The organism is Pseudoalteromonas sp. 2CM32C, from assembly GCF_023161925.1.
GTDB lineage: Bacteria > Pseudomonadota > Gammaproteobacteria > Enterobacterales > Alteromonadaceae > Pseudoalteromonas > Pseudoalteromonas marina.
In genome coordinates this window covers 61,962-85,937 of sequence record NZ_JALNTI010000007.1, presented here as the reverse complement: position 1 = coordinate 85,937, position 23,976 = coordinate 61,962, and the positions used below count along the sequence as shown (strand labels likewise).

At 38.0% G+C, this 23,976-nt stretch carries 22 protein-coding genes and 1 pseudogene; 12 read left to right on the top strand and 11 right to left on the bottom strand.

What is annotated here, in order from left to right; all coding sequences use genetic code 11:
* Genes MTF67_RS13585 through MTF67_RS13570 form a run of 4 tightly spaced genes read left to right on the top strand, consistent with a single transcriptional unit; the run spans position 1 to position 5,205 of the window.
* Positions 1–906 carry a MoxR family ATPase gene (locus MTF67_RS13585; protein ID WP_203987160.1) on the top strand — a complete coding sequence of 302 codons (906 nt, stop codon included), beginning with the start codon at positions 1–3 and terminating at the stop codon, positions 904–906.
* Positions 907–911: 5 nt separating this feature from the next.
* Entirely contained in the window at positions 912–1,901 is a 990-nt protein-coding gene (locus MTF67_RS13580) for a DUF58 domain-containing protein (protein ID WP_058428904.1), read from the top strand.
* Entirely contained in the window at positions 1,898–3,874 is a 1,977-nt protein-coding gene (locus MTF67_RS13575) for a DUF3488 and transglutaminase-like domain-containing protein (protein WP_248519813.1), read from the top strand. The genes MTF67_RS13580 and MTF67_RS13575 overlap by 4 nt, the downstream gene beginning before the upstream one ends.
* Before the next feature lie 8 nt (positions 3,875–3,882).
* A complete protein-coding gene (locus MTF67_RS13570) occupies positions 3,883–5,205 on the top strand; it encodes a Na+/H+ antiporter family protein (RefSeq protein ID WP_248519812.1) in 1,323 nt (440 codons plus the stop codon).
* 180 nt (positions 5,206–5,385) lie between these two features.
* Here the strand turns inward: MTF67_RS13570 and MTF67_RS13565 are convergent, their stop codons facing one another.
* Genes MTF67_RS13565 through MTF67_RS13555 form a run of 3 tightly spaced genes read right to left on the bottom strand, consistent with a single transcriptional unit; the run spans position 5,386 to position 7,491 of the window.
* On the bottom strand, positions 5,386–5,817 hold the full coding sequence (locus tag MTF67_RS13565; RefSeq protein WP_006792940.1) for an acyl-CoA thioesterase: 432 nt from the start codon (positions 5,815–5,817) through the stop codon (positions 5,386–5,388).
* A gap of 5 nt (positions 5,818–5,822) precedes the next feature.
* On the bottom strand, positions 5,823–6,641 hold the full coding sequence (locus MTF67_RS13560; RefSeq protein ID WP_248519811.1) for a M23 family metallopeptidase: 819 nt from the start codon (positions 6,639–6,641) through the stop codon (positions 5,823–5,825).
* Positions 6,634–7,491 carry a 6-carboxytetrahydropterin synthase gene (locus MTF67_RS13555; protein ID WP_248519810.1) on the bottom strand — a complete coding sequence of 286 codons (858 nt, stop codon included), beginning with the start codon at positions 7,489–7,491 and terminating at the stop codon, positions 6,634–6,636. Before MTF67_RS13555 ends, MTF67_RS13560 begins: the two co-directional genes overlap by 8 nt.
* 203 nt (positions 7,492–7,694) lie before the next feature.
* Here MTF67_RS13555 and fabA point away from each other — a divergent pair, with 203 nt between their 5' ends.
* On the top strand, positions 7,695–8,210 hold the full coding sequence (gene fabA, locus MTF67_RS13550) for a bifunctional 3-hydroxydecanoyl-ACP dehydratase/trans-2-decenoyl-ACP isomerase (RefSeq protein ID WP_006792937.1): 516 nt from the start codon (positions 7,695–7,697) through the stop codon (positions 8,208–8,210).
* Positions 8,211–8,278: 68 nt separating this feature from the next.
* Here fabA and rmf read toward each other — a convergent pair whose 3' ends face one another.
* A complete protein-coding gene (rmf, locus tag MTF67_RS13545) occupies positions 8,279–8,449 on the bottom strand; it encodes a ribosome modulation factor (RefSeq protein WP_004586522.1) in 171 nt (56 codons plus the stop codon).
* 365 nt (positions 8,450–8,814) lie between these two features.
* Here rmf and MTF67_RS13540 point away from each other — a divergent pair, with 365 nt between their 5' ends.
* The 3 genes from MTF67_RS13540 (at position 8,815) to MTF67_RS13530 (ending at position 10,981) form a co-directional block, all read left to right on the top strand.
* Positions 8,815–9,450 (top strand): TetR/AcrR family transcriptional regulator, encoded by a 636-nt coding sequence (locus MTF67_RS13540; RefSeq protein WP_248519809.1) that lies wholly within the window; start codon positions 8,815–8,817, stop codon positions 9,448–9,450.
* A gap of 49 nt (positions 9,451–9,499) precedes the next feature.
* Entirely contained in the window at positions 9,500–10,492 is a 993-nt protein-coding gene (locus MTF67_RS13535) for an MDR family oxidoreductase (RefSeq protein ID WP_248519808.1), read from the top strand.
* A gap of 72 nt (positions 10,493–10,564) precedes the next feature.
* Positions 10,565–10,981 (top strand): VF530 family DNA-binding protein, encoded by a 417-nt coding sequence (locus MTF67_RS13530; RefSeq protein ID WP_008126969.1) that lies wholly within the window; start codon positions 10,565–10,567, stop codon positions 10,979–10,981.
* A gap of 123 nt (positions 10,982–11,104) precedes the next feature.
* Here MTF67_RS13530 and MTF67_RS13525 read toward each other — a convergent pair whose 3' ends face one another.
* Positions 11,105–11,536: a DUF3859 domain-containing protein gene (locus tag MTF67_RS13525; protein ID WP_248519807.1), complete on the bottom strand. Its 432-nt coding sequence runs from the start codon at positions 11,534–11,536 to the stop codon at positions 11,105–11,107.
* Positions 11,537–11,694: 158 nt separating this feature from the next.
* Between MTF67_RS13525 and MTF67_RS13520 the strand changes: the two genes are divergently transcribed.
* A complete protein-coding gene (locus MTF67_RS13520; protein ID WP_248519806.1) occupies positions 11,695–12,699 on the top strand; it encodes a YHYH protein in 1,005 nt (334 codons plus the stop codon).
* A 3-nt stretch (positions 12,700–12,702) separates the two neighbouring features.
* Positions 12,703–13,224: a hypothetical protein gene (locus tag MTF67_RS13515; RefSeq protein WP_248519805.1), complete on the top strand. Its 522-nt coding sequence runs from the start codon at positions 12,703–12,705 to the stop codon at positions 13,222–13,224.
* A 53-nt stretch (positions 13,225–13,277) separates the two neighbouring features.
* Here MTF67_RS13515 and MTF67_RS13510 read toward each other — a convergent pair whose 3' ends face one another.
* Positions 13,278–15,089 (bottom strand): serine/threonine protein kinase, encoded by a 1,812-nt coding sequence (locus MTF67_RS13510; protein ID WP_248519804.1) that lies wholly within the window; start codon positions 15,087–15,089, stop codon positions 13,278–13,280.
* Between the two features lie 208 nt (positions 15,090–15,297).
* Here MTF67_RS13510 and MTF67_RS13505 point away from each other — a divergent pair, with 208 nt between their 5' ends.
* Entirely contained in the window at positions 15,298–17,313 is a 2,016-nt protein-coding gene (locus MTF67_RS13505; RefSeq protein ID WP_248519803.1) for a TonB-dependent receptor, read from the top strand.
* A 143-nt stretch (positions 17,314–17,456) separates the two neighbouring features.
* Here MTF67_RS13505 and MTF67_RS13500 read toward each other — a convergent pair whose 3' ends face one another.
* Complete coding sequence (locus MTF67_RS13500) at positions 17,457–18,131, bottom strand: NAD(P)H-dependent oxidoreductase (RefSeq protein ID WP_248519802.1); 675 nt, start codon at positions 18,129–18,131, stop codon at positions 17,457–17,459.
* A 182-nt stretch (positions 18,132–18,313) separates the two neighbouring features.
* Between MTF67_RS13500 and MTF67_RS13495 the strand changes: the two genes are divergently transcribed.
* Positions 18,314–19,831: a leucyl aminopeptidase gene (locus tag MTF67_RS13495; protein ID WP_248519801.1), complete on the top strand. Its 1,518-nt coding sequence runs from the start codon at positions 18,314–18,316 to the stop codon at positions 19,829–19,831.
* A gap of 43 nt (positions 19,832–19,874) precedes the next feature.
* Here MTF67_RS13495 and MTF67_RS13490 read toward each other — a convergent pair whose 3' ends face one another.
* The 4 genes and pseudogenes from MTF67_RS13490 to MTF67_RS13475 form a co-directional block, all read right to left on the bottom strand.
* Positions 19,875–20,459, bottom strand: coding sequence for a lipoyl domain-containing protein (locus MTF67_RS13490; protein ID WP_248519800.1), 585 nt, complete (start codon positions 20,457–20,459; stop codon positions 19,875–19,877).
* A 138-nt stretch (positions 20,460–20,597) separates the two neighbouring features.
* Positions 20,598–21,611, bottom strand: coding sequence for a DUF5924 family protein (locus tag MTF67_RS13485; protein WP_248519799.1), 1,014 nt, complete (start codon positions 21,609–21,611; stop codon positions 20,598–20,600).
* Positions 21,612–22,301: 690 nt separating this feature from the next.
* On the bottom strand, positions 22,302–22,859 hold the full coding sequence (locus tag MTF67_RS13480; RefSeq protein WP_248519798.1) for a cytochrome b: 558 nt from the start codon (positions 22,857–22,859) through the stop codon (positions 22,302–22,304).
* 351 nt (positions 22,860–23,210) lie between these two features.
* Positions 23,211–23,784 (bottom strand): annotated as a pseudogene (locus MTF67_RS13475) (transposase); the annotation flags it as partial.
* Positions 23,785–23,976 lie beyond the last annotated feature (192 nt).

Genomic DNA, 23,976 nt, shown 5'->3' with positions numbered 1-23,976 from the left:
ATGCAAAGCTCCGTTAAAGCGATTATTGAAGACTTATCAGATGTTATTTTTGGAAAACAAAAACAGATAAAATTAGCACTAACCTGCTTGTTTAGCGAAGGACACTTACTAATTGAAGACTTGCCTGGCATGGGAAAAACCACTCTTTCTCATGGTTTAGCGGCAGTACTTGGCTTATCTTACCAACGAATTCAATTTACAAGTGACTTACTGCCTGCCGATATACTCGGTACAAATGTATTTAATAGTAACGATCACAGCTTTACGTTTCATAAAGGCCCTATTTTTAGTCAAGTTGTATTAGCTGACGAAATAAACCGTACAGGGCCAAAAACTCAAAGTGCATTACTTGAAGCGATGGAAGAACAACAAATCACTGTTGATGGCAAAAAGTATAGCCTTCCAGATCCATTTTTTGTTATTGCTACGCAAAATCCTTTATACCAATCGGGTACTTATCCGCTACCGGAATCTCAGTTAGATCGATTTTTAATGCGTATAAGCCTTGGTTTTCCTCAAAAAGAAGCTGAAAAACGTTTAATTTTAAATATGCAAAAACGCGACTACAGCCAACTTCCTAAACGGATAGATAAGCAGCAATTAAAACAAATTCAGGCACAAATTAGTGAAGTTACACTTAGCACTCCCGTTGTTGATTACATTATAGAGCTTGTTAATTATACAAGAAGCAGCAATGCGTTTGCGTCTTCATTATCACCTCGAGCAAGTATTGCGTTAGCTAAGGCTGCTAAATCATGGGCTTATATTGATGGACGCGATTATGTAATTCCTGAAGATATACAAGCAGTTTTTACAAGTGTGTGCCAGCACCGCTTAGGTTTGCATAATGAATCGGGTGAAGCTCAAGTGAATGACATTTTAAATGCTGTGCCGGTTCCGGTGTAGCTTTTATGCCATCTAAAAAATCAAAACGCCCCAACATATTTGCATCTTTAAAACGTACTGTTTTTGATAAATTTTTAAAACATAAACACCAAAAAAATTCAATTACGTTAGAGCACAACACAATCTATGTTTTGCCATCATCCCTTGGGTGGTATTTTATTATTGTGGCTATTTTAAACTTTGTAATGGGTATAAATTATCAAAATAATTTAATTTTGATCATGTCGTATCTGATGTTCGTGGTCATTGTATTAGCAGTTTTTATGGGCTACAGCAATGCGAAAGGCTTAACAGTAACTTTTGATAAAGTATTACCTAGTTTTTCTCCACAACAACCCATTTTAAAATTGAACTTACATAGTAATTCAATCTGCCAATCGCTCTCTATTACCTATAACAATGATTTTAAAGCAAGTACACATCATGATGAAATTTCAAATAAATCAATTAGTAGCAGTTTACCGCTTCCGTATGAAACACGAGGTTGCTACAAATTAGAACGAATAAAAATAGCCAGTAACTATCCTTTTGGTTTGGTATCTGTATGGAGCTATTTACAAGTACAAACTAAAACTTATGTTTACCCTGCGCACGAATACGTATTAAGTGATGCACACATTTCCTCAGAAGATGAATATACACAAAATGGAATGACAAAAAAGTCGGGAACTGAAGAATTCGACAATCTATTAATTCATCAACCCGAAATGGGCTTAAGCAGAATATCGTGGAAACACTTCGCTAAAACAAAGCAATTATTAGTTAAAGACTTTGTAGATTTTAAAGCGACTGATGCTTTGTTTGATTTTAATTTAATGAGTGGTGCTACAGAGCAACGTCTTAGCCAGTTGTGTTATTTAGTGTGTGAAGCCACTGAGCACAACACCCCTTTCATGTTAAAACTGCCAAGCACTTTAATCAGTATTAATACTGGCCAAGCCCATAAGCAACACTGTTTAGAATGCTTAAGTTCATTTGCAGGTGAAAAGCAATGATTGAACTTAAAAATGAAAAAGTAATTAACTTCTCTTTATGTTTTATTTACGCCTGTTTAGTTCTATTTTTTATAGCACACCTGCCACTCCCATTTATTAGTGTATTAGCTGGCTTATGCCTATGGAATGCAGTTATTACATCCAAAAATACCGCAAAGCCTAATGCATGGCTTGCAAACATACTTGCCGCTGGTGCTTTGGGTTTAATGATATTTACAATAGGAATGTCCGATACTGTAATGTTGTTTGTTGCCATGCTGTTGTTATCAAGCTTATTTAAACTTTTACAAGCTAAAAATAAAAAGCATTATCAGGTAATTACAACGCTTACTTTTTTTTCATTGTCGTCGGTTTACTTATTTAGCCAAACTATATTTACCACTGCTGTTGTTAGCTTTTTATATGTATTAAATTTTTCAGTAATGGGTTTATTAGAATCTAAACACAACTTAAAAATAAGCGCTAAACAAAGTTCAAAGTTATTATTAATGGCGTTACCACTGGCTGTTTTTTTACTGTTGTTTTTACCAAAAATGCCTGCGTTTTGGCAGTTACCCGGGCCAAAACTTGCTAAAACTGGGCTTTCTGAGCAAGTAGATCCGTTTGATATTGCTAAATTGTCTAACTCAGATGAACTAGTATTTAGAGCTACTTTTAATAATCCCCCGCCTGCAACACCTTACTATTGGCGTGCAATTATTCATGATGAATTTAATGGCAATGCATGGCTTGCGTCTGATTTTTTAAAATACAGTAACCAACAAACAAACCAAAACTTAATATCCGAAAAAAGCATACTTATTGCAAACTATTCAGTCATTGCAGAACCTGCAACGCAAAAATGGCTTTATGGCTTAACTTATTCAACCAGCAATAGTAAAAATGTAAGCGCTAATGCGCTTGGATTATTAAGGAAAAACAGTTACCAAGCAAAAAGCCTGCAATATGATGTGGCAAGTTATCAATTATCAGTAGATTCACTTACTGAATTTGAAAGAAATAGATATACATCTTTAAGTTTAAAGCAAAATATTGAAACTAATAAGTTTGCTTTACAGTTAAAAGAACAAGTCACCAATGAGCAGGCTTTTTATAACGCATTACTAGCGTACTTTGTAGAGCAAAACTTTACCTATACATTAACGCCGACCCCAATGAGTGGCGATAATACACTAGACCAATTTTTATTTGATAATAAACGTGGCTTTTGCGGACATTATGCCAGTGCCGCTGCTTATATTTTTAGGGTTGCGGGCATACCTGCACGTGTAGTCAGTGGTTATTTAGGTGGTGAATATAATAGTGACAATACGACGCTCACTGTTCGCCAATACGACGCCCATGCTTGGGTTGAAGTATATTTACAAAATACTGGCTGGACTATTTTTGATGCCACTGCTGTTGTTGCTCCCGAGCGGTTAAATGGATCGCTTTCCCAAAACCAAGAGCTAAACGAAGAATTTAAAAATAATTTAGATTTCGGCTTAGTTAGCTTAAGCAACTTTGCAGCAATAAACTGGTTAAGGCTTGAACTCGAGCAACTAGATTATCAATGGTCTAGTTGGGTGCTTGGCTTTGATCAAGAAAAACAAAATGATTTTTTAAAATCCATCTTTGGTAATAAAAAAAGTTGGCTGGTGCCTTTAGTTGTATTAATGACAGCTGGGTTAAGTTTTGCAATTTACTTTGTCTATTTAAACTGGCCAAAAGCAAAACCAGTTAAACTCCCTCCTATAGTTAAAGCCTATAATGAAGTTTTTGATTGGGGAAATAAAAACAAAATTACATTGGCCGACTCTCTTAGTCCGTCACAACAACTTGATCATATGGCAAAGCAAAGGCCTAACGCGTCTAAGGAGCTAATAGAATTTAAACAATTATTCGAAAACAGCCGTTATGCTAACAAACCGTTTACCAAAGAGCGCAAAACCAAAGCTAAAGATCTGATAAAATTAATTAAAAGTTCAAAATAGAGAAAACTATGAATGCTGTTGTTGTTGGCGTGATTTTAATGCTTGCGCTCACCTTGGTTCGTGTCAATGTTATTGTAGCTATGACATTGTCTGCTTTAGTTGCTGGGTTAACTGCTGGCTTAGGGATAAAAGAAAGTTTAGATGCATTTAATTCGGGTTTGTCAGCGGGCGCTGAAATCGCCTTAAGTTATGCAATGCTTGGCGCATTTGCAGTTGCAATATCAAAGTCTGGTTTAACCCGCATATTAGCAGATAAATTATTAGCTAAAGTAGATGCTAGAGGGCAAGGCAGCCAAACTTTACTTAGTTATTTTATCTTAATGATTATATTAGCGTGCGCTATCTCATCACAAAACTTGGTGCCGGTGCACATAGCGTTCATCCCAATTTTGATCCCGCCTTTGTTGGTTGTATTTAATAAATTAAAACTCGATCGACGTGCCATCGCGTGCATTTTAACATTTGGTTTAGCCTCGTCCTACATGGTACTCCCCTATGGGTTTGGTGGGATTTACTTATATTCAATTTTACATAAAAATCTTGTAGATAACGGCCTCCAAATTATAAATACCAGTGTACCCGTAGCAATGATTATTCCTGCGTTAGGAATGTTTATTGGCCTACTCATTGCTGTATTTTTTACTTATAAAAAACAACGTACCTATAAATCGATCACAGTTACTAACCAGAGCAACCATGAACCTATAAAAAATTCAAAAAAAGTCATGTTAGTTGGCTCTTTTGCAGTTATTACCTCGTTAATTGCGCAAAATATAAGTGGCTCAATGATACTTGGCGGCTTAGTAGGCGTTATGATTTTTAGCCTATTTGGTATAGTTAAATGGGAAGAAAATGGAGACGTATTTAGTAAAGGCGTTGCCATGATGGCCATGATTGGTTTTATCATGATATCAGCGCAAGGTTTTGCATCAGTTATGCAAGCGACGGGTGATATACAAAGCTTGGTCAACAGCGGTGCAAGTTTGTTTGATGGAAATAAGCCTATAGCAGCGGCGGTAATTTTATTAGTTGGTTTACTTATCACCATGGGAATTGGAAGCTCTTTTTCAACGGTACCAATTATTGCGACCTTATTTGTTCCTTTATGCCTAGAGCTTGGTTTTTCAGTAATGGCAACTGCTGCTTTAGTCGGTACTGCGGGCGCTCTAGGCGATGCGGGCTCCCCTGCTTCAGACTCAACACTTGGGCCAACATCTGGTTTAAACGCAGATGGTCATCACGACCATATTTGGGATTCGGTAGTTCCAACCTTTATACACTTTAATATCCCACTATTAATATTCGGCTGGATTGCAGCAATGGTACTTTGAGTACTCTAAAACCTTCAATTTAAGAGGCTTATTATGTAATAAGCCTCTTATTCCCTGTTTAACCTTCTTTCACATATAATTTTGATGCTAAGATTATCTTTAAAACAAATGCAGTATGATGTGTTCTTTTGCACCTAAAATATAAGCACCAATTCGGGTGCTTATATTTTTATATTAATTTTACTTAAAACCGTTAATCATTTTGGCGCAAACAACAGGTGTTGGCCTATGATTATCATCTACAGCAACAAATGTAAAACTACCGCTTATAGCCGAGTGTTTATCATCTTTATGCATTGTTTCAAGTAATATATCAACATCTACTTTTAAACTTGTGTTACCAACATGCACAACTTTTGCTATTAGTTCAGCAAATGTACCTGCAGGTATTGCTTCTTTAAAATCTACTCTGTCAGACGAAATAGTTACCAAGGGCTTACGGCAAAAACGCGTTGCAGCAATAAATGCAACCTCGTCCATCCATGCTAATGCATCGCCACCAAATAGTGTATTGTGATGATTGGTACGCCCTGGGAATACCGTTTTTGTAACTGATGTAGTTGAATCTTTTATACGCTGAGCAATAATTGCATCGCGATTTACGTCTGTCATAGTCTCTACTTTTTGTTGGCTAACGTATCTTGCATTAATAAGCCTGGATCAAGGCGTTCGCCTTTCCAGTTAAAGCGCCAATCTAGATGCGGGCCTGTAACTCGGCCGGTTGCACCAATTTCAGCAACTTTATTACCTTGTTTAACTTTATCACCCACGTTTACATCTAACTTACTTAAATGAATGTAAGTAGAGGTAATACCATGGCCATGATCTAAAATAAGTGTTCCGCCAGAATAATATAAATCGGGTTCTGCAAAAACAACAGTGCCACCAATTGGCGCATACACTGGCGAACCAGTTTTGTTAGCTATATCTAAACCAAAATGCGCGCGACGTGGTTCACCATTAAAGTAACGCTGGCTGCCATACACACCCGAAATTCGCCCTTGTGCAGGTTTTAATACTGGGTCTAAAAAGTAAGTAAGGTCTGAATTAACAGCACGGGCATTTCTTACCGCAACCGCTTCTCTGCTTATACGTTCACTTACAGATTTAGGCGGAGAAACGTATTTTTTTGCAACACCCGTTATTTTGTCAATGTTGTAATCACGCTTGGTAATAATAAGATTCTGGGTATGCTTTTTGCCATTCGTATCAACCCAGCTAAGTGTATGATTTGCTTTTGCGTCACGGCCAAAACCAAATACAAAATCACCATTTTTTGAAAGCTTTAACGGTGTGTCGTTTAAACTAACAGACTGCGCATCGCTAAGCTTTCCTGTTACTAAGCCGCCTTGAGTAAGGTGCCCTTTTAGCTCAACAGCAAACGAATTTACACTAAATGTTACTAAAACCAACGCAGATAAAAGTGACTTAAGCATAACTAATTGCTCCTTTGCCAACCCCTTCATACGCGGTTATTTTAACATTTTGTTCAGGGTGCTTGGCTTTAACTTGCCCTGCAATATACCCCGCAATACATTCAACGGTTGTGTCTATCGGTAAAATATCACAGCGAGTTTCACTAATGGCCATTTCGAAATAGCCATGAGCTGATGTATAAGCAAAACAAACATCATTATCTCTTGCGCTAATATACTTTAAGTTTTGCGGTTCTATTTGGTCTTCACTTGTTGCTAGGTATATATCTTCCCACTGCATTGCCCATTCTTTTTGTAAGCGTGGCATGGAAATACCGTCTAGGCTTATACCTATTTGAGAACGATGACCATGAATAATGCGCTGGCAATTACCATCATGTTTTTTAAGACCATGACTATAATGATAATAAAAGCTTTGGCTATGTTCTGGTTTTAACGATAACTCTATTTTTTCTATATTTGAAGGCAACTTAGGTAAAATAGTATCAACTAAAAATGCAGTTACCGACTCCACATTAATTTCATCGGAATCAATCATACAATAGGCTTGATGCGGTGCACTCATTGCCAAGTGGTGGTTGTCGCCAAAAGTGCAATCTAGTGTTTTGTGCTCATCAAATTCAGTCACTGAACCATTTATGCTATTAGGAATAGCTAAACGGTGATCAATACATTCATCAATAATACCTTTAATTTGTTTTTTAACTAATCCAAAGTCTAACACCATAGACTCGTCGTTAAGTTTACCGTGCAAAGTTAAATCAACAATCCAGCTCTCGCCAACGGCGCCGCGTTTGTTACATAAGTAAGAAAAATCTATCACAGTAAGTGAGTTAACAAAAAGGATCATAAACTTCCTTTAGACTAGTTATAAGACAGCGTTAATTATAATGATTTTTGATTGTAATTGCGCGGTTTTATAAAGCAAAAACCTAACGCATTGTTTGATTGATGATTTAATACTCAATATAGTAGGTATTTAACTGCTCCGAGTTGTTTAGCGTACAAGTGTACGCTAAAGTACGGGCAATTTATAAGCGAAGATAAAGAGTTATGGAACCTAAAAACAGCTATACAAAAGAAGAATTGATCCTATGTGGTCAAGGTGAAATGTTTGGTGAAGGCAACTGTCGTTTACCTAGCGATAACATGTTAATGATGGACCGCATTACCTCTATAAATGCTGATGGTGGAAGCCACGGTAAAGGTGAAATAATTGCTGAGCTTGATATTGACCCGACCCTTTGGTTTTTTGATTGTCACTTTAAAGGTGACCCTGTTATGCCAGGGTGTTTAGGCCTTGATGCAATGTGGCAACTAGTGGGTTTTTATCTTGGTTGGTCAGGTGGTCCTGGTCTTGGGCGCGCTTTAGGTGTAGGTGAAGTTAAATTTACAGGCCAAATACTTCCAACGTCTAAAAAAGTAACCTACCGCCTTGAAATGAAACGCGTAATTAAACGTAAACTCTTCATGGGTGTTGCAGATGGCACTGTTGAAGTAGATGGCCGCGTAATATATGAAGCCAAAGATTTAAAAGTAGGTTTATTTCAAGACACCACGTCTTTTTAATAGATTTACAATATAAATACAAAAAGGCCTTCAATTTGGAGGCCTTTTTGCTTAAATTTGGGTAATAATTAGGTTTTATACATATTTCGATTTTCAATTGCCTCTCGCCATCCACCTAACCACTCTGACTTTGGATCTATCTGTTGATAAGGGCATAGCTCTTTAGAACGACCTGCTAAACCTGCTTTGAAACCTTGAGAATGAGCTCTTTCTAAACGATCTCTTTTCTGTCTCTTCATCGGTATTATCCTCACCTTTTTTAATTATATATTTTGTAGCATAAGTGAAATCTACAATTAATGAATAGTTAATAAAAATGTAAAGTTCAAATAAGAAAAACAATTAAATTGTTTGACATTAACTAAGCTGCTGATGCAAAAATGAATTAACATTTAAAGAATCAAGCTGGTCATACCACCACAATATACAACCTAGGCATCTATCTAAAACCATTAATTACTAAGTTGCACAATTTGTGTATCAACCATAATTATTGACTAATAAAAATAACTGAAGTTCAAACAAAAATGTAATGCATAAAATATTTTTAAACAGATGAATTTAGTACTTGCACATTAAAAGCCGATCGGTCTAATATGTAGCTATGAACAAAAATAATACAGTATCTCCACGACGTGGCCGTCCTCCTAAAATAGCCAGAGATAACGCCGATACTAAAGCGTTACTTATACGTACGGGTTTAGAAACGTTAACAGAGTTTGGCTTTAGTGCCACTGGACTCGATACAATATTAAAAAAAGCCTCAGTACCCAAAGGCTCTTTTTACCATTACTTTAAAAGCAAAGAAGCCTATGGCATTGCGTTGGTTGACGCCTACGACAGTTACTTTATTGCAAAGCTAAACCATTACCTTGATCAACAAAATATTCCCCCACTGGAACGCATAGTAAACTTTACACAAAGTGCTATTAAAGGCATGGGTAAGTACGATTACAAACGCGGTTGCTTAGTCGGTAATTTAAACCAAGAATTAAATCACTTGAGCGACGAATTTAAGAATCGCTTATTGCAAAGCTACACAGCTTGGCAAAAACAAATTGAAAACTGTTTAAATCAAGCTAAACAGCAAGGCACTATTTCTAAAACTGTAAATACACAATTAATGAGCGAGTACTTTTGGATTGGTTGGGAAGGCGCAGTAATGCGAGCAAAACTTACCAAGTCAAGTACACCCCTTACGCTATACACTGAAATGTTTTTGCGTGCATTACTTACATAATGCATTTTTATTAACCAATTAAAAGACGATCGGTCTAAAAGGATATGATATGAATAACCCAATTAAAGCCATTGTTATTAATAAAGAAGACAATAACTACAGCGCTTCTTTAGCGCAGCTTAACGAAAATGATTTACCTGACGAAAATACCACAATAAATGTGTTGTACAGCACATTAAACTATAAAGACGGTCTAGCCATTACAGGTAAAGGCCCGGTAGTGAGAACCTTTCCGATGGTGCCCGGTATAGATTTAGTAGGCACTGTAACAACCTCCACCAGCGATGAATTTAAAAATGGCGATCATGTTATTTTAAACGGTTTTGGTGTTGGCGAAAAACATTGGGGCGGCCTTGCACAAAAAGCAGCGCTAAATAGTGACTGGTTAATTCCCCTACCCGCTGCTATTAGTCCAAAACAAGCAATGCAAATTGGGACTGCCGGTTATACCGCTATGTTGAGCGTTATAGCACTCGAAAAACAAGGAGTTAAACCTGACGATGGTGAAATTTTAGTTACAGGTGCAAACGGTGGTGTTGGCAGTTTTGCTATTTATTTATTAAGTCAGCTCTGCTATAACGTAACCGCCGCCACAGGACGAGTAGATCAAAGCGAATACTTAAAAGAACTTGGTGCATCTCAAATAATTAACAGAGATGAGTTATCAAACCCGGGGAAGCCGCTTCAAAAAGAACGTTTTGCTGCAGCTATAGATTCTGTTGGCAGCCATACGCTTGCAAATATTTGTGCGTCGCTTAAATACGGTGGTGTAGTCACTGCATGTGGTTTAGCCCAGGGCATGGATTTACCCGCATCAGTCGCGCCCTTTATTTTACGAGGTGTTTCACTTATTGGAATCGATAGTGTTATGCGAACAAAAGCAGACAGAATTGAAGCATGGGAAAGGTTAGCTACATTAGTAAAAGCTGACTATTTAGATAAAATTTCAACAGAAATTACACTCGAGCAAGTAATTGAAAACGCCGAGCAACTCATGGAAGGTAAAATTCGTGGCCGCGTTGTAGTTAATTGCCAAGGTTAGGCTATTTACACTATTAAAGCCTCGTTATTAAATTTATAATACACTTTGTATTTTAATTACGAGGCAACACCTATGAGCAACCAAGAACTTTTCAGTAATAATCCACTGCAAGGCGTAAAATTAGAACAAGTGGTTGAAGAGCTGGTTGAGCAATACGGGTGGGAACTCCTGCATGCTTACTTGCAGCTTAATTGTTTTAAAAATAATCCAGATATTAAATCTGCTGTAAAATTTTTACGTAAAACCCAATGGGCACAAGAAAAGGTAGAAAATTTTTACCTATACCGCCTTAAAAACTTGCCTAAACCAGATGATGTTCAGTACGAGTTACCGCCGCGTGATCGTGTTATACCGGCCGAACATAAACCAGGTGAACCTTGTGAACTAAGCTTTAGTGACGCAAAACGCATTCAAGCTAAAAAAGCCACTAAACAACGTGCTCGAGAACGCAAACAACGGTCTAATCCAAGTAACCCTTGGGGTAATTAAGAGTGAGTTTAAAAAGCCAATTTTTATTGGCTTTTTTATGCCTTGTTGTAGCAAGTTCTTAGCGTTGCAGCACTATAGAATAAGTTAGCTTATTTAAACCTATGTTGCCTTTATGCCTAAGAACTAGTACCCGCGCTTTTTCCAAAAATCTACTTCTGTTTGTTGCGCTTCTAATGAAACATTAAATGTTTTATCTGCAATTATTTTATTATTAAGCGTTAAAGTCATTCTCCATGTGCCTAGCTTATTACCAATAGGCTCCCACAATGTATCGCCAAGATAAAAGTGCCAATCGTTATCTTTAACGTATTCAACGCCTTCAAAGGGCGGCATAACATCCCCCTCTTCGTTAGGTATGTCTGGGTGGTAAATACAAAAATGTAGTTTTTCACCTTTGGCTTTTTTTATATTTACTATCAGCCCAAATTCTACGTCTATTTCAGCAATCACATCGGTAGTAAATTGCTCAATTTGGGGAAGGGCCTTGCTGCTACTATCCCATGTTGAATAAATACCATAACTCTGTAGCGTAACGCTGGGTTTTAACTTTGCCATTTATCCAACCTGTACTTACTTATATACCCAAATTTTATAATAAACCGTTTGTTTAGTCTTATATAAAAGTTTAATTGCATAATTTTCATTTATATTTGCACATTGCTTGCACAATTACAGAATAATATTTTGATCTCTTTATCAGTGAGTTCAAAGTTATGAGTACATCCCTAGTAAATAGTATTTCTAAAAATTCAGTTGCACAATTTAAACTAATTGTGTGCTTTACTGCAATCTCATCACTTGTTGCATGCGGTGGTTCTGAGCAAAGCACTTCAATAAGCGACGTAATAACTGATAGCACAACAGTTGACGGTTCAAATGCTGATGCAAAGAGTTCTACACAAAATGTTTTATGTGAGTACGCTTACAATGAATACAACAACGCTGACTCTGTACAAACAACTAGCTCAGCTGACTGGACATGCACAGGCACAACGCGTGACATCATTGCTAATGGAATTCCTGACCACGACGTAGGCACTTTTCCTAATCCGGCTAACCCCAATACCATCGCAGAACAATCAGTAAATGAAAGCTTTACATTAACACCAGTTCAATCATCATCCGCTACAATGATGGGCGGCCCTCGCGGTATAACAGGCCTTGTTTTAAATGGCGTTAAAATCGATGCCGGCACAGGTGGTAGCTGTGATGACTCAGGTGAAAATTGCGACCTAGGTGATAATAGCGGCAACTGGAATATAGAAGCTTTAAGCCAAACTACATTTAGTTTTGGCACAGATGCAAACAATGCCCATGTGCAACCAGATGGGACGTATCATTACCATGGAATGCCCGAAGGGTTTATAACAATGCAAGGCGGTAATGAAACAACCATGACACTAATCGGCTGGGCTGCAGACGGCTTTCCTATTTATGCACGTTATGGCTACTCAGATTCAACCAATGCCACTTCTGAACTCGTTGCAATGACAGGCAGTTACCAACACGTTACCACAGTCAATACAAACAGACCTTCTACCGACATTTACCCTTTAGGAACATTTGCACAAGACTGGGAATACGTTGCAGGTTCAGGTGATTTAGATGAATGCAATGGCCGTATTGGCGTAACACCGGAATTTCCAGATGGTATTTATCACTACTATGCAACTGACACTTACCCGTTTTTTCAGCGTTGTGTAAAAGGAGAGCTTTAAGTTATGCGCCTTTCAAAATTAATACATAACATTGGGGGAATTATTATCGCTTTTTGTATATCTCAAAAAACACATGCTCACTTAATAGTTGCACAACATGGCACCCTTAATGTTGTTGAAGAGCACGTGTTTGTTGTGCTCTCGCTTCCTGCGTCGTCATTGTTAGGCGTTGACGAAAACAACGATGGGACACTTTCACTCACTGAATTTAATAAATATCGTAATCACATTAGTAAACAGGTTAAAAAGCACGTGTATTTGTCTGATCAGCAATATCGCTTTTCGATTGAAGGGCTGTTATTACACCCAGAAATGGCGCACAGCGGTAACAATACATTTGTTGATCAAATTACCATTACCGGCAGATTCACACCTCTAATGACAAACAATATAAAATTCAATATTAATTTATTTGCCAATAACCGTAGTAAACAAACTTATAAAATTACCGCTACCAACAAACAGCAACAGCTTATACATCAATTTGAGCTAGAGCCATTGTCTCCGCATAGTGAGTTATTTTAATGTATTAGGCTGCTTTACCAAGCCATATAAAACCCATTACAAATGCTGACACGTTATACGCGTTTTGGGTTTTTAGGAAAGAATTGCTCAGCTTGTTGTGCACACAAATCAAACTCTCGTGTATTTTTATAGGGTAGCTTCATAAAGCCCGCAACGCCCACATCGGTAATGTTTACAGCATATTGCATTAGTTTATTTAACAAACGTTTAAATTCGGCCTCTTTTGTCGAGTCGAGTAGCCTGTAGTAGTGGTGAATTTTCATTCTGTCTGGCAAGGCTTCAAAAATAATACAACCAGTATGGTGTATTTGGTTTAGCTCAAATACACATTTAATTACCTTTTTAGGAAGCTGTAATTGCTCATCGGGATCTTTACCATCTTCAAAGTATGAATGTGGCCGGGTTATTTCGTTAGCTTTAACACTCACAACTTCATAATCTAGCTCAGGAAGATTATCAAACTTAAATGCACCGGTGCCATCTCGCTCTAATTGAATGGTTTTACGTGCATCAAATAAACAACATTTAAATAGCCCTTTTTGGTTAATTGCTTGGGCTAACATCACTGTATTGTTTATTGAATCTGTAAATGCTTTGCCTAATGACTCATCGTGCATTATTAATGACGACTCAATAAACAACGATTCATCTTTCCAATGAAAACTAAGCCCGCCCACGGCTGGGTATTTCGCAAGCCGGCTTATGGAGGCCAAAAATGCTTTTTCGGTGTCGCCAGTATCAAATAAAAATTCTTTGTAGTATCGGTCTAACTGGGCATCATTTACATCAAGTAACTGTTGGTTGTGGTCGGCTTGGCGTAAAAACTGTTTACGCGAGCTATAAACTACGGTATCTGGCGCTTCATCGGTACCGTACCAAAACGGGATGGCGGCTTTTTGCTGTGTTAATTTAAGATCGGGTAAATACGCTTTTGCCATTGTTGGTATATTACGTATAAAATAATCGCCTGCAGCATCACGTACTGTTTTACTTTTACTGAGCATGCCATCTATAACGTTAGCGAGCTCTTTAGGTAGTCCTAAAGAAATTGCAGGAATAGCCTGCGCACCAAATCGGCAAGACTGTGCAGACGCTAATGCATATAAAGTTGCTGCAACACCTTGCTCATCAAACCGCGGGGATGATTGCTCACCCGACATTTGCGCTTCGCCTATAAAGTACACATCTCCCATACGTGCATTGGTCGTGCTTAAATCTCCCGACATTAAATCCATAAAGTTACTGGCTACGGGCTCACCGTTACTGTGTAATTGGGCATATACTGAACTCCCCCAATCAACTAAAGATAAAGCGTCTGTTTGCGCATCCCACACCAAATTTGAAGGTTTTATATCTCCATGCACAATTGGTTGAGCACTTAAGCCATTTTTGTGGTTACTTAAATCAAGTAACACATTACGTAATTTAACGGCTAATGCCATTATTTTAGCCGCGCTAAATCGCCCCTCTTTAAGCGACACTTTTTCAAGGTCTTCTCCCATGGCGCGCGCCATCATTAAAATGCCCTGCTTTTTAATGCGCTCAAACGCATAAAATTTAGGCACCAGCGGATTATTAATTTGTGAAAGCATATACGCTTCGTCTTCAAGACGGTCACGTACACTTTGAGCAAGCGTAATCCGTGAAAACTTAAACACCCAAGGCAAGCCTTTGTCGTCTTCACCTGCAAATACAAACCCAAATGCACCTGAGCCAATCATTTCTACATTTTTATAACCAAGCAAAGTAAGTTGTTTAATACAAATATTAAGCCACTGGCGATGTTTTTTAGCATCACGATGCGACAGCAAATATACGGATTGCTCTTCGTTAATGTAAAAATTTCGAATTTCTTTGGCTTTCAATACAGGCTCTCTAATTATGTGGTTACTGGTAAGTTTTAACACTCTGATTATTAGTTTTATATAACGACATTACAATAGCACCAATATAGTTTTCAAACTTAAGCCCTATTTGAATAATAAAACACTCAATGTTGCATCCAAAAGGTTTACTTAGTCGTTTTAATTTAAACAGCACTGAATAGTAAACATAATAGATAGGACTTTAAGGATGAAAACATTAGCAATTTTAACTATCGGCACATTATATAGCGGTTATGTACATGCCAATATAGAAAAGCTCACTGTATATGGGCACCGTGATGGTTTAATTGGCGAATCAATCAGTGCCTCTAGCGGCATTATTGGCCAAGGTGAAATTGAGCATCGCCCAATGCTAAGAAGCGCTGAAATGTTAGAGCTCATTCCGGGGATGGCGGTTACTCAACACAGTGGCTCAGGTAAAGCAAACCAATACTTTATTAGAGGATTTAACTTAGACCATGGGACCGACTTTGCCACCAGTATCGATGGTATGCCTATCAACATGCGTAGCCACGGACATGGCCAAGGTTACACCGATCTAAACTTTATAATTCCCGAATCTATTTCTACCATTAACTATCAAAAGGGGTCATATAGCGCAAGCCAAGGTGATTTTTCAAGTGCTGGTAGTGCACAGTTTAAACTGGTTGATAATGTTAAGCACCAGCAAATAGAACTAAGTATTGGTGAAGATAACTATAAACGCGCGGTAGTACTTGGCTCAACTAACCTTAAAAAAGGCAAACTTATTGCGGCTGCTGAGTGGCAAGGCTACGACGGCCCTTGGGATGACATAAACGAAGACGTGAATAAAAAAAATGCCGTACTACGCTATGTTGGTAAAGCATTTAATGGTGACCTATCAATAAGCGCAATGGCATACGACAACACATGGAACTCAGCCGATCAAATTCCACAGCGTGCTGTTTCGCAAAATTTAATAACACAATTAGGCTCGCTCGACACCACTCTTGGCGGCAGCTCTAGTCGTTATAGTTTATCGGGTAATTGGCAATGGGAGCATTTGAGAGCCAGCGCTTATGTAATAAATTACGATTTAAACCTATATTCTAATTTCAGTTATTTTTTAAATGACCCAATTAATGACGATCAGTTTAATCAGCAAGATAGCCGCAATATTTATGGCACCACTTTAAGTTATCAGTTTGAAACTAAAACATCAGGCATAAACATGCAACACACTGCAGGGCTTGAGCTTAAACACGACGATATAGATAACGTTGGGCTTTATAACACTAAAGCCAGAGAGCAGCTAAGCACTGTAAGGCAAGATGCACTCAAGCAAACGAGTTATTCAAGCTTTTGGGAGTCTAAACTTTTATTTACCCCAAAACTAGAAGCAACAGCAGGTGTAAGGTACGACTATTTTGATACAAATGTAACCAGTATTACCGCCGTAAACTCAGGTAAAGCAAGTGATGATTTAATCAGTTTTAAAGCAAGCTTAAATTATCGCTTTACTCAATTGCTAGCCGCTTATGCAAATTGGGGGCAATCTTTTCACTCTAACGATGCACGCGGCTCCACAATAAATATCGACCCAGTAACAGGTGATCAAGCCGAACGAGTCGATCTATTAGTAAAAAGTGAAGGCGCTGAAATTGGATTACGATTTGCTGATGAAAAAAAATATAATATGTCAGCTGCGCTTTGGTGGTTAAAACTCGACTCAGAACTATTGTTTGTCGGAGATGCTGGTAATACAGAGCCAAGTGATGCGTCTAAGCGGTATGGGTTAGAAATGAGTGCCTATTACTGGATTAACGAGCAATTTAATATTGATTTAGAAGCCTCGTTTACACATTCTCGCTTAGATATAAATGACAATAACAATTACATAGAAGGCGCTGTACCCGTTGTAGCAAGTACAGGTTTAAATTGGCACTTAAGTAAACAATGGCAATCATCGATCAGGGTACGCCATATCGGTAAACGCACATTAACAGACGACGGTGATAAGCGCTCAAACCCGCTAACGGTAGTTAATAGCTCTGTGAGCTATAAACAAACCCATTGGAAAGTAGACTTTGAATTACTTAACTTGTTTAACAGTACCGACCACGATATAGATTACTATTATGCATCGCGTTTAGCCGGTGAGCCCGCTCAAGGCGTTGAAGATAATCATTTTCATCCTATTGAGCCCAGAACTGCACGCCTAACACTTAGTTTATTGTTTTAGTATTTATTAACGCAACAGCTATACTGTATATAAAAACAGTATAGCTGTAAATGGGTACTTATTTGCTCCATTACGCCTAACCGCTTTCTCTTCTCTTTGATGACCCAAACAGTACAAATATATATAATTTAAATTACAATAACTTAATTTGTAGTCGTTTTAGGCGCATTTCGCTGCGCGGGGTTTGTTTTAAAGCTTGCAATCATATTATGAGGGTTTTTACATTCAGCCTGTATTTTAGCAGCCTCAGCCCACCATATTAATTGATTAAATGTACGAGAAAAATAGTTAAACCACGAGGTCTGATCATCATCAGTAGCAAACTCTCCAAGCTCGTTAAACACATCCTGTGCCTTTGGAACATGAATCATCGACGATACTGGTAAACACCCTAGTTCTGATAAAAAAGTGCGCATACTAATGGCAGCACGAACCCCACCCCACTGCCCAGCAGAATAAGAAACAATCGCACTAGGTTTATACGAAAACAGTGAACTACCAAAATGATTGAGAAGATCAGCTAATGCAGGGCTCATAGAGTGATTATATTCAGGGCTGATCATTATGTAGCCATCAGCAGATTTAATTTTATCGGCCAAATTTTTAAGTTTAGTGGGGGCATTGTGCTGTGTATATGCAAAGTGAGGTTTAAATATAGGATCGTTTGGGTAATCTAACGCATCAATTATTTCAAATTCATGTTCACTAAAGTGTGACTGCAAACACAATAAACATGCTTTACTAACTCTACTTCCAAGACGTACTGGTTTAGGGGGGGAGCTCTCACGTACAGTGCCTAAAAACAATAAAAACTTCATAATATAACTCCATGTAAACATTTTGTTTTACATTAAGACTAGTATCACCGACATGCAAATAAATTTATAACGTATTTTTTATGCCGTTATACGTCGCTCTTAATTGCCGTTTCAGCTTATCGCACTTAACTAAGCACTCAAAAATAGGTAAAAAACAGTTTTAAATTAATCTTAGGTGAACGATGAAACACATAATTAAAGCTTCTCTCTTAACGCTGGCAATAAGCGCTAGTTTAAATACACACGCAGCACAGTTTTCGTTTTCTTCTAAAGTAGACAACGATGCACACACATTAATTGTGTTTTATAGCCAAGATGGAAAAAACAACCAATTTAAAAACCTAGACAAACAATTTAATGGACAGCTGCAACGTATAATTGATGTTGAAAACTTTGAAGGTAAATACGCCAAAACAACACAGCTGATTGCCCCACTTAATAGTAACTACAAACGTATATTAGTTGTCGGAACTGGTAAACAAAACGAGTTAAATAAAGCACGCATTGTTAAATTAGGCGGAAACGTGCACGCGCAATTAGTTAAATATAAAGCAGATACCGCCAATGTATTATTTGACGATGTAACGGGTGTTGATGCAAACCATTTACTTGCTGCAAACTTTGCGCATGGCGCAAACCTGCGTGACCATCGCTTTGAAAAATACAAACAAACACCTAGCACGCAAACAGTGACTTACTCGTTTGATGTCGATAGCACAAAAAAGACGAAAGCGACGTATAAACAGCTAGAAAGTATTCAGGCCGGTGTATTTTTAGCACGCGACCTTACCTCTGAAGTAGCCACGGAAATGACGCCAGTTGATTTTGCAAATGCAGCAAAAGAGCTTGAATCGTTAGGCGTGACCATTACAGTTTTAAAGCCTGAACAACTTAAAGAGCTTGGTATGGGCGCATTAGAAGCCGTTGGCCGCGGTAGCGATCAGGGTGCTCGCTTAGTCGTTGCCCATTATAAAGGCTCTAACGACGACCCCATTGCATTAGTAGGTAAAGGTATAACATTCGACTCGGGCGGTTATAGTATTAAAACAGGTGCATCTATCGCGCGTATGAAATCAGACATGGCAGGCGCTGCAGCTGTACTCGGTACGGTTAAAGCAATGGCTATGGCCAAAGCCGACAAAAACGTTGTAGCTGTAATGGGCATGGCGGCAAATATGGTTTCGCAATTTGCAGTAGCGCCTGGCGATGTTGTTCGAACAGCTGAAGGCTTAAGTGTTGAAATACTCAACACCGACGCCGAAGGCCGTTTAGTTTTAAGTGATGCAATGTGGTATGCACGTAAGCACTTTAACCCTAGCATAATGATTGATGTAGCTACACTTACTGGTTCAAAAATTCGTGCCGTTGGTAACGAGTATGCGGCTGTTTTCTCTAAAGACGACACACTCGTAAATCAGCTAACACTTGCTGGCGAGCAGGTAAACGAAAACCTATGGCGCTTACCATTAGGTTATAAAGATATGCTTAAATCAGACATTGCCGACATAACAAACGTAGGGTCTGGCGGGCCTGGCGCAACCACTGCAGCAACTTTTTTAGAGCATTTTGCGGGTGAAACCCGTTGGGTTCATATTGATATAGCAGGTAACGCGTTAGTTAAAAAAGGAAAAGGTGAACTATCACCTGGCGGCACAGGCTATGGTGTACGCTTGTTAAGCGAATGGCTATTAGCTAACTAATTATATTTTACGCCAAAAGCCCACGCTTTTGGCGTTTACTCCACTAATTAAATATAAAGCGACTCGCTGTTACACCAATAATAATGCCTGCCACTAGTACAGCAACCATATAAAACACCCCTTTACTCTCACCACTATGGCTTACTTCTTGAGGTAGCTGTGCATTGGTGTCTATTTTAGATTCTGTTTGTGGCGTATCATTATGTTTATCCAAGCAAGCCTGTTTGGGATCATCAATCGTTGGATCTAGATTTATTATTTCATTATGAATCGGTGTTTCAGTGACTGAGCTCTGAATATCATGGGTGTTAATTTGGTCTACGTCGCTGGTGTTATTTTGAAATGCAGGTTTATCACTCAAAGGGGCTTGTATTAACTCCTCGGTTAGTTCGTCATATTCAAACTGCATCACCACTTGGTTTGAACTAACCTGTTCACCTTCATTTATATTTATCTTGGTGACAACTCCGTTAGCCATGGCAACAATTTCAAGAACAATTTTATCAGTTTCCACATCAAGTAATGTGTCATCTTTTTTTACGTGTTGCCCCTCAGTCACATATATTTTTGTAGCCAAAGCAGACATTGTTGGTTCGGGTAAATGAGGTATTAAAACATCACTGTTCATCGTTCTTCCTTGCTTAATAAATGTAATACGTTTACTAATACAGCCTATCAAGCCCTTTGATAGTTAACAATAATTTTTTAATACGTACAGTCCCTATTAATTTATTTATGCCTTATCAAATTTTTTGTGCCGCTTATATTAAGGCGTCACCGTAAATTGAGTTAAACCAATTAACTGGCCTGATTCAGTCATAACCTTAACTTGCCACTTTCCTGCCGCGTTTTGTGGAAAATTTACTTTGTGTGTCCATGCTCTATAACCACTTTTACGCCCACCGCTGATATTAAGCGCTATTTTATCTACCTGTTTTTTATTGTGTGTCCATACATGAAATATCTTTTCGTTTAACCCTCGCGGTGCTTTTACCGCTGTCCATGTATAAAGCCCTTTTGCGTGTAACGAGCGTTCATTTAACGAGTTAATATTTCCTATCGGTTTTTTACTTTGCTCATTTACCTCATGCGCTAATGTAATGCTTGTTAGGTGCAGCGCGGCAGGTGGAACAAAGCTTTTTAATTGCCATATGCCTGCACTCAAACTGAATAAAATTATTGCTAAAATAGGTAAACGCCACCACGGCGCATTAGGCATTAAATTAGTAAGACTAGGTAATGTTAATACTACGGCTATAACTAATGCAGCAGCTAAACTTTGACTGGTTGTTAAGCTGAACAAAATAGGCAATGTAACAAGTAAAACTACAAACAAAGCAAAGTTATGAAACACCGTAAATAGCGTTCTATTTTTAGCTAATTTTTTGTAATAGAAGGGATCAATAACCGATGCAACCGCACACAAAATAATAAGTGATGTAAATACTGCTTGAGGATGGTCCCACTGGGTAACAACTAAAAAAAATGGCAGCGCAAAAAACAAACTCTCTTGCTGAATCATTTGTAGAGCAAAGCGTGTTACATTAGGTGAAACACTCACACCAAATCGTTCTTCAACTTTATCACGAAGCCAATTATCTACAATTAACCACAACCAGCTTATAAGTAAAACTAAAGCAACAACTTGCGCAAACGACTCCTTTCTATCAACAAGCACGTAGCTTGCAATACCAGAGCAAAACGCTAAAACAGCCAGTAAGCCCGGTCGTTTTTGCATTGCATTAATAAATTGAGTAATCAACGATTTTATTTTGTTCATTTGTTCGCTTTGTAAGTACCAAAAGCACTTTATTATTATGAAGTTAGTTATAACAGACTAACTAAACAAAAATGAACAGAACATAGATAGCCCAATAATATTTTTAATATTGAGAAACTAAATAAGAGCGCAGGACATTTTTTGGTAAATTGTTTATGAGGCTCAATTACAAATTATGCAAATAAAAATCTATAGTACACTCACAAAACCAACACAGTTTATAAGGACGGTACCAATAACAAATATTCAGGATTAATATAAAGCGTTTTAACTAAAGCCTTTGAGCAACTGAACGGTAAATGTTGTTTAAACAAAGGCCCAACTAGATCAAACCACGTTATTGATTTGTGGTAGAGCTTTTTTTAAATTGAGATAAACCCCAAAATAGTATGCCAGTGCCAGCACATGAAAGAAAAAAGAATAACCCCAAACCTAAGGGGGAACCCCAATTTAAAATATGATATAAAAATTCCATAACCTTGCCTTCAAAAAATGAATTTAGCAAACAGTAACCCAATAATTATAAAAATACTAACTAAAGCTTTTAAAGCTAAAAGAGCAACATTTGGTTCTTTGCTGCTAACGCACTCCAATAGTTTAATTTAAAAACGCAACGTTTAGGGATGCACCAGCTAAATATCAGCCACCAAACATTAAAGGCAAAATTATAGGTCGGCTCCGTTCATTTTATTATTTATAGTATTTCGGCAAACGCATTCGCGATACCGTATTATCAGCCAAAACATAATGGTGAAATAAAGCCGCAGCCGCATGTAAACCTATTACGTAATACCCCACTTCCCCTGCGGTTTCATGTATCTCTTTAATACTTTTAGCAAGTTCAAAGTTTTGAGCGGTCAAAGCAGGCAACTCTAAACCAAAAAACGGGATGGGTTTACCTGCTAAACTCAAAATTAGCCAACCAGCTATAGGCATAGCAAACATAAACACATACAGCGCAATATGAACAAATGTAGCTAATTTATTTTTCCACTTTGCAGGCTCAGGTTGTATTGCAGGTGCTGCACCACCCACTAAACGCGCAACTAACCTCACACTAGCTAAAGCTAGCACCGATAAACCCAACATAAAGTGCCACATTTTAAAGGCTTCACGGGTTTCGGTACCCTTTTCAAATAATTCACGAAGTTCAATACTGCCGTACACAGTGACAATTAAAATAAACATCAACCAGTGCAAGGCTATAGAGAGTGTATTGTAATGAGTATCTGTATTTTTAAAATTCATAATACCTCCTAATAAACGCATTAAAGTTAAAAGCCACTTATGCGTATGAGTACATGTTTACAGGCTAACCTTTAATCACTCACGGCTTAATGATCTAAAACATAAAATGAGTTACTAAGTCAGTTCAATGGTTTAATGATTCTGGAATTTAAGTATTAGTTACAATAACTGAGCAAGCTTAAAATAAACTTAAATACTAGGCATAAAAAAACAGCAACCTAAAGTTACTGTTTTAAAAAATCAACGTGTGTTTAAAAGTAATAAACCGCTAAAATTGAATGAATTTCTAGGTCTTCAGTCTTTGTATACTAACCAGTGCTTGTACAGTTCGCTCTTTAATGTCTGAAGTCAAGATTTGACCCCTTCGTTCTTTTTTTTTAGCGCATGAAATACGCGTGGGCTACCATAGGTTTGATGATTGACATTAAAGACGTGTTTTATCTCAGCAACAAATTAGCATCTGACAGTGCTCTAGCTGACACTTTACGCTCACGCCAAGCATAAAACCCACTACGCGACACATTAAGCCAAAAACACAAGTATTTGACGCCTAAGGTTTGTCCGAACTTTTGGATGAATCCAAATCGTTCTGATGTACTTCCGCAAGATACCGTTGCCACTTTTTTAGCAGGTCATTCTCCTGCTTAAGACGCTCATTTTCTTTCTTAAGCAGGAGAATGTTATCCAGCTCTTTTTTTGTTGGGAGTTTACTCATTGTTTTGTTGTTGCTTTGATAGCGCGGCGCGTTTTTAAACTTACCTTCTCGATACTCTTTTCGCCAACGACTAAGCATTAACGGATGAATATCCAGCGCCTCGGCAACGTCCTTTGACATGACATCGTCTCGTAAGCTTAGTTCGACTGCTTTGATTTTGAAATTAACGGGGTAAAACCATGTCTTTCTAGGTTGGGTATATCTAGGCATGTTAGCCTCCTCAAAGTGATGAGGAGGTGTCCACTAAAACGGGTGAGGAGCATAGTCCCGCTTGAACTGCTTGTATGGATAATAAACCCATAAATTAATTAATACTTTAACCTAGTTCGGGTAATGTGAGGCCCAAGCTTTGGCTGCAACCAAAGCCTTTTATACAGTAGTTCGATTGAGCGTAGGCTCCTC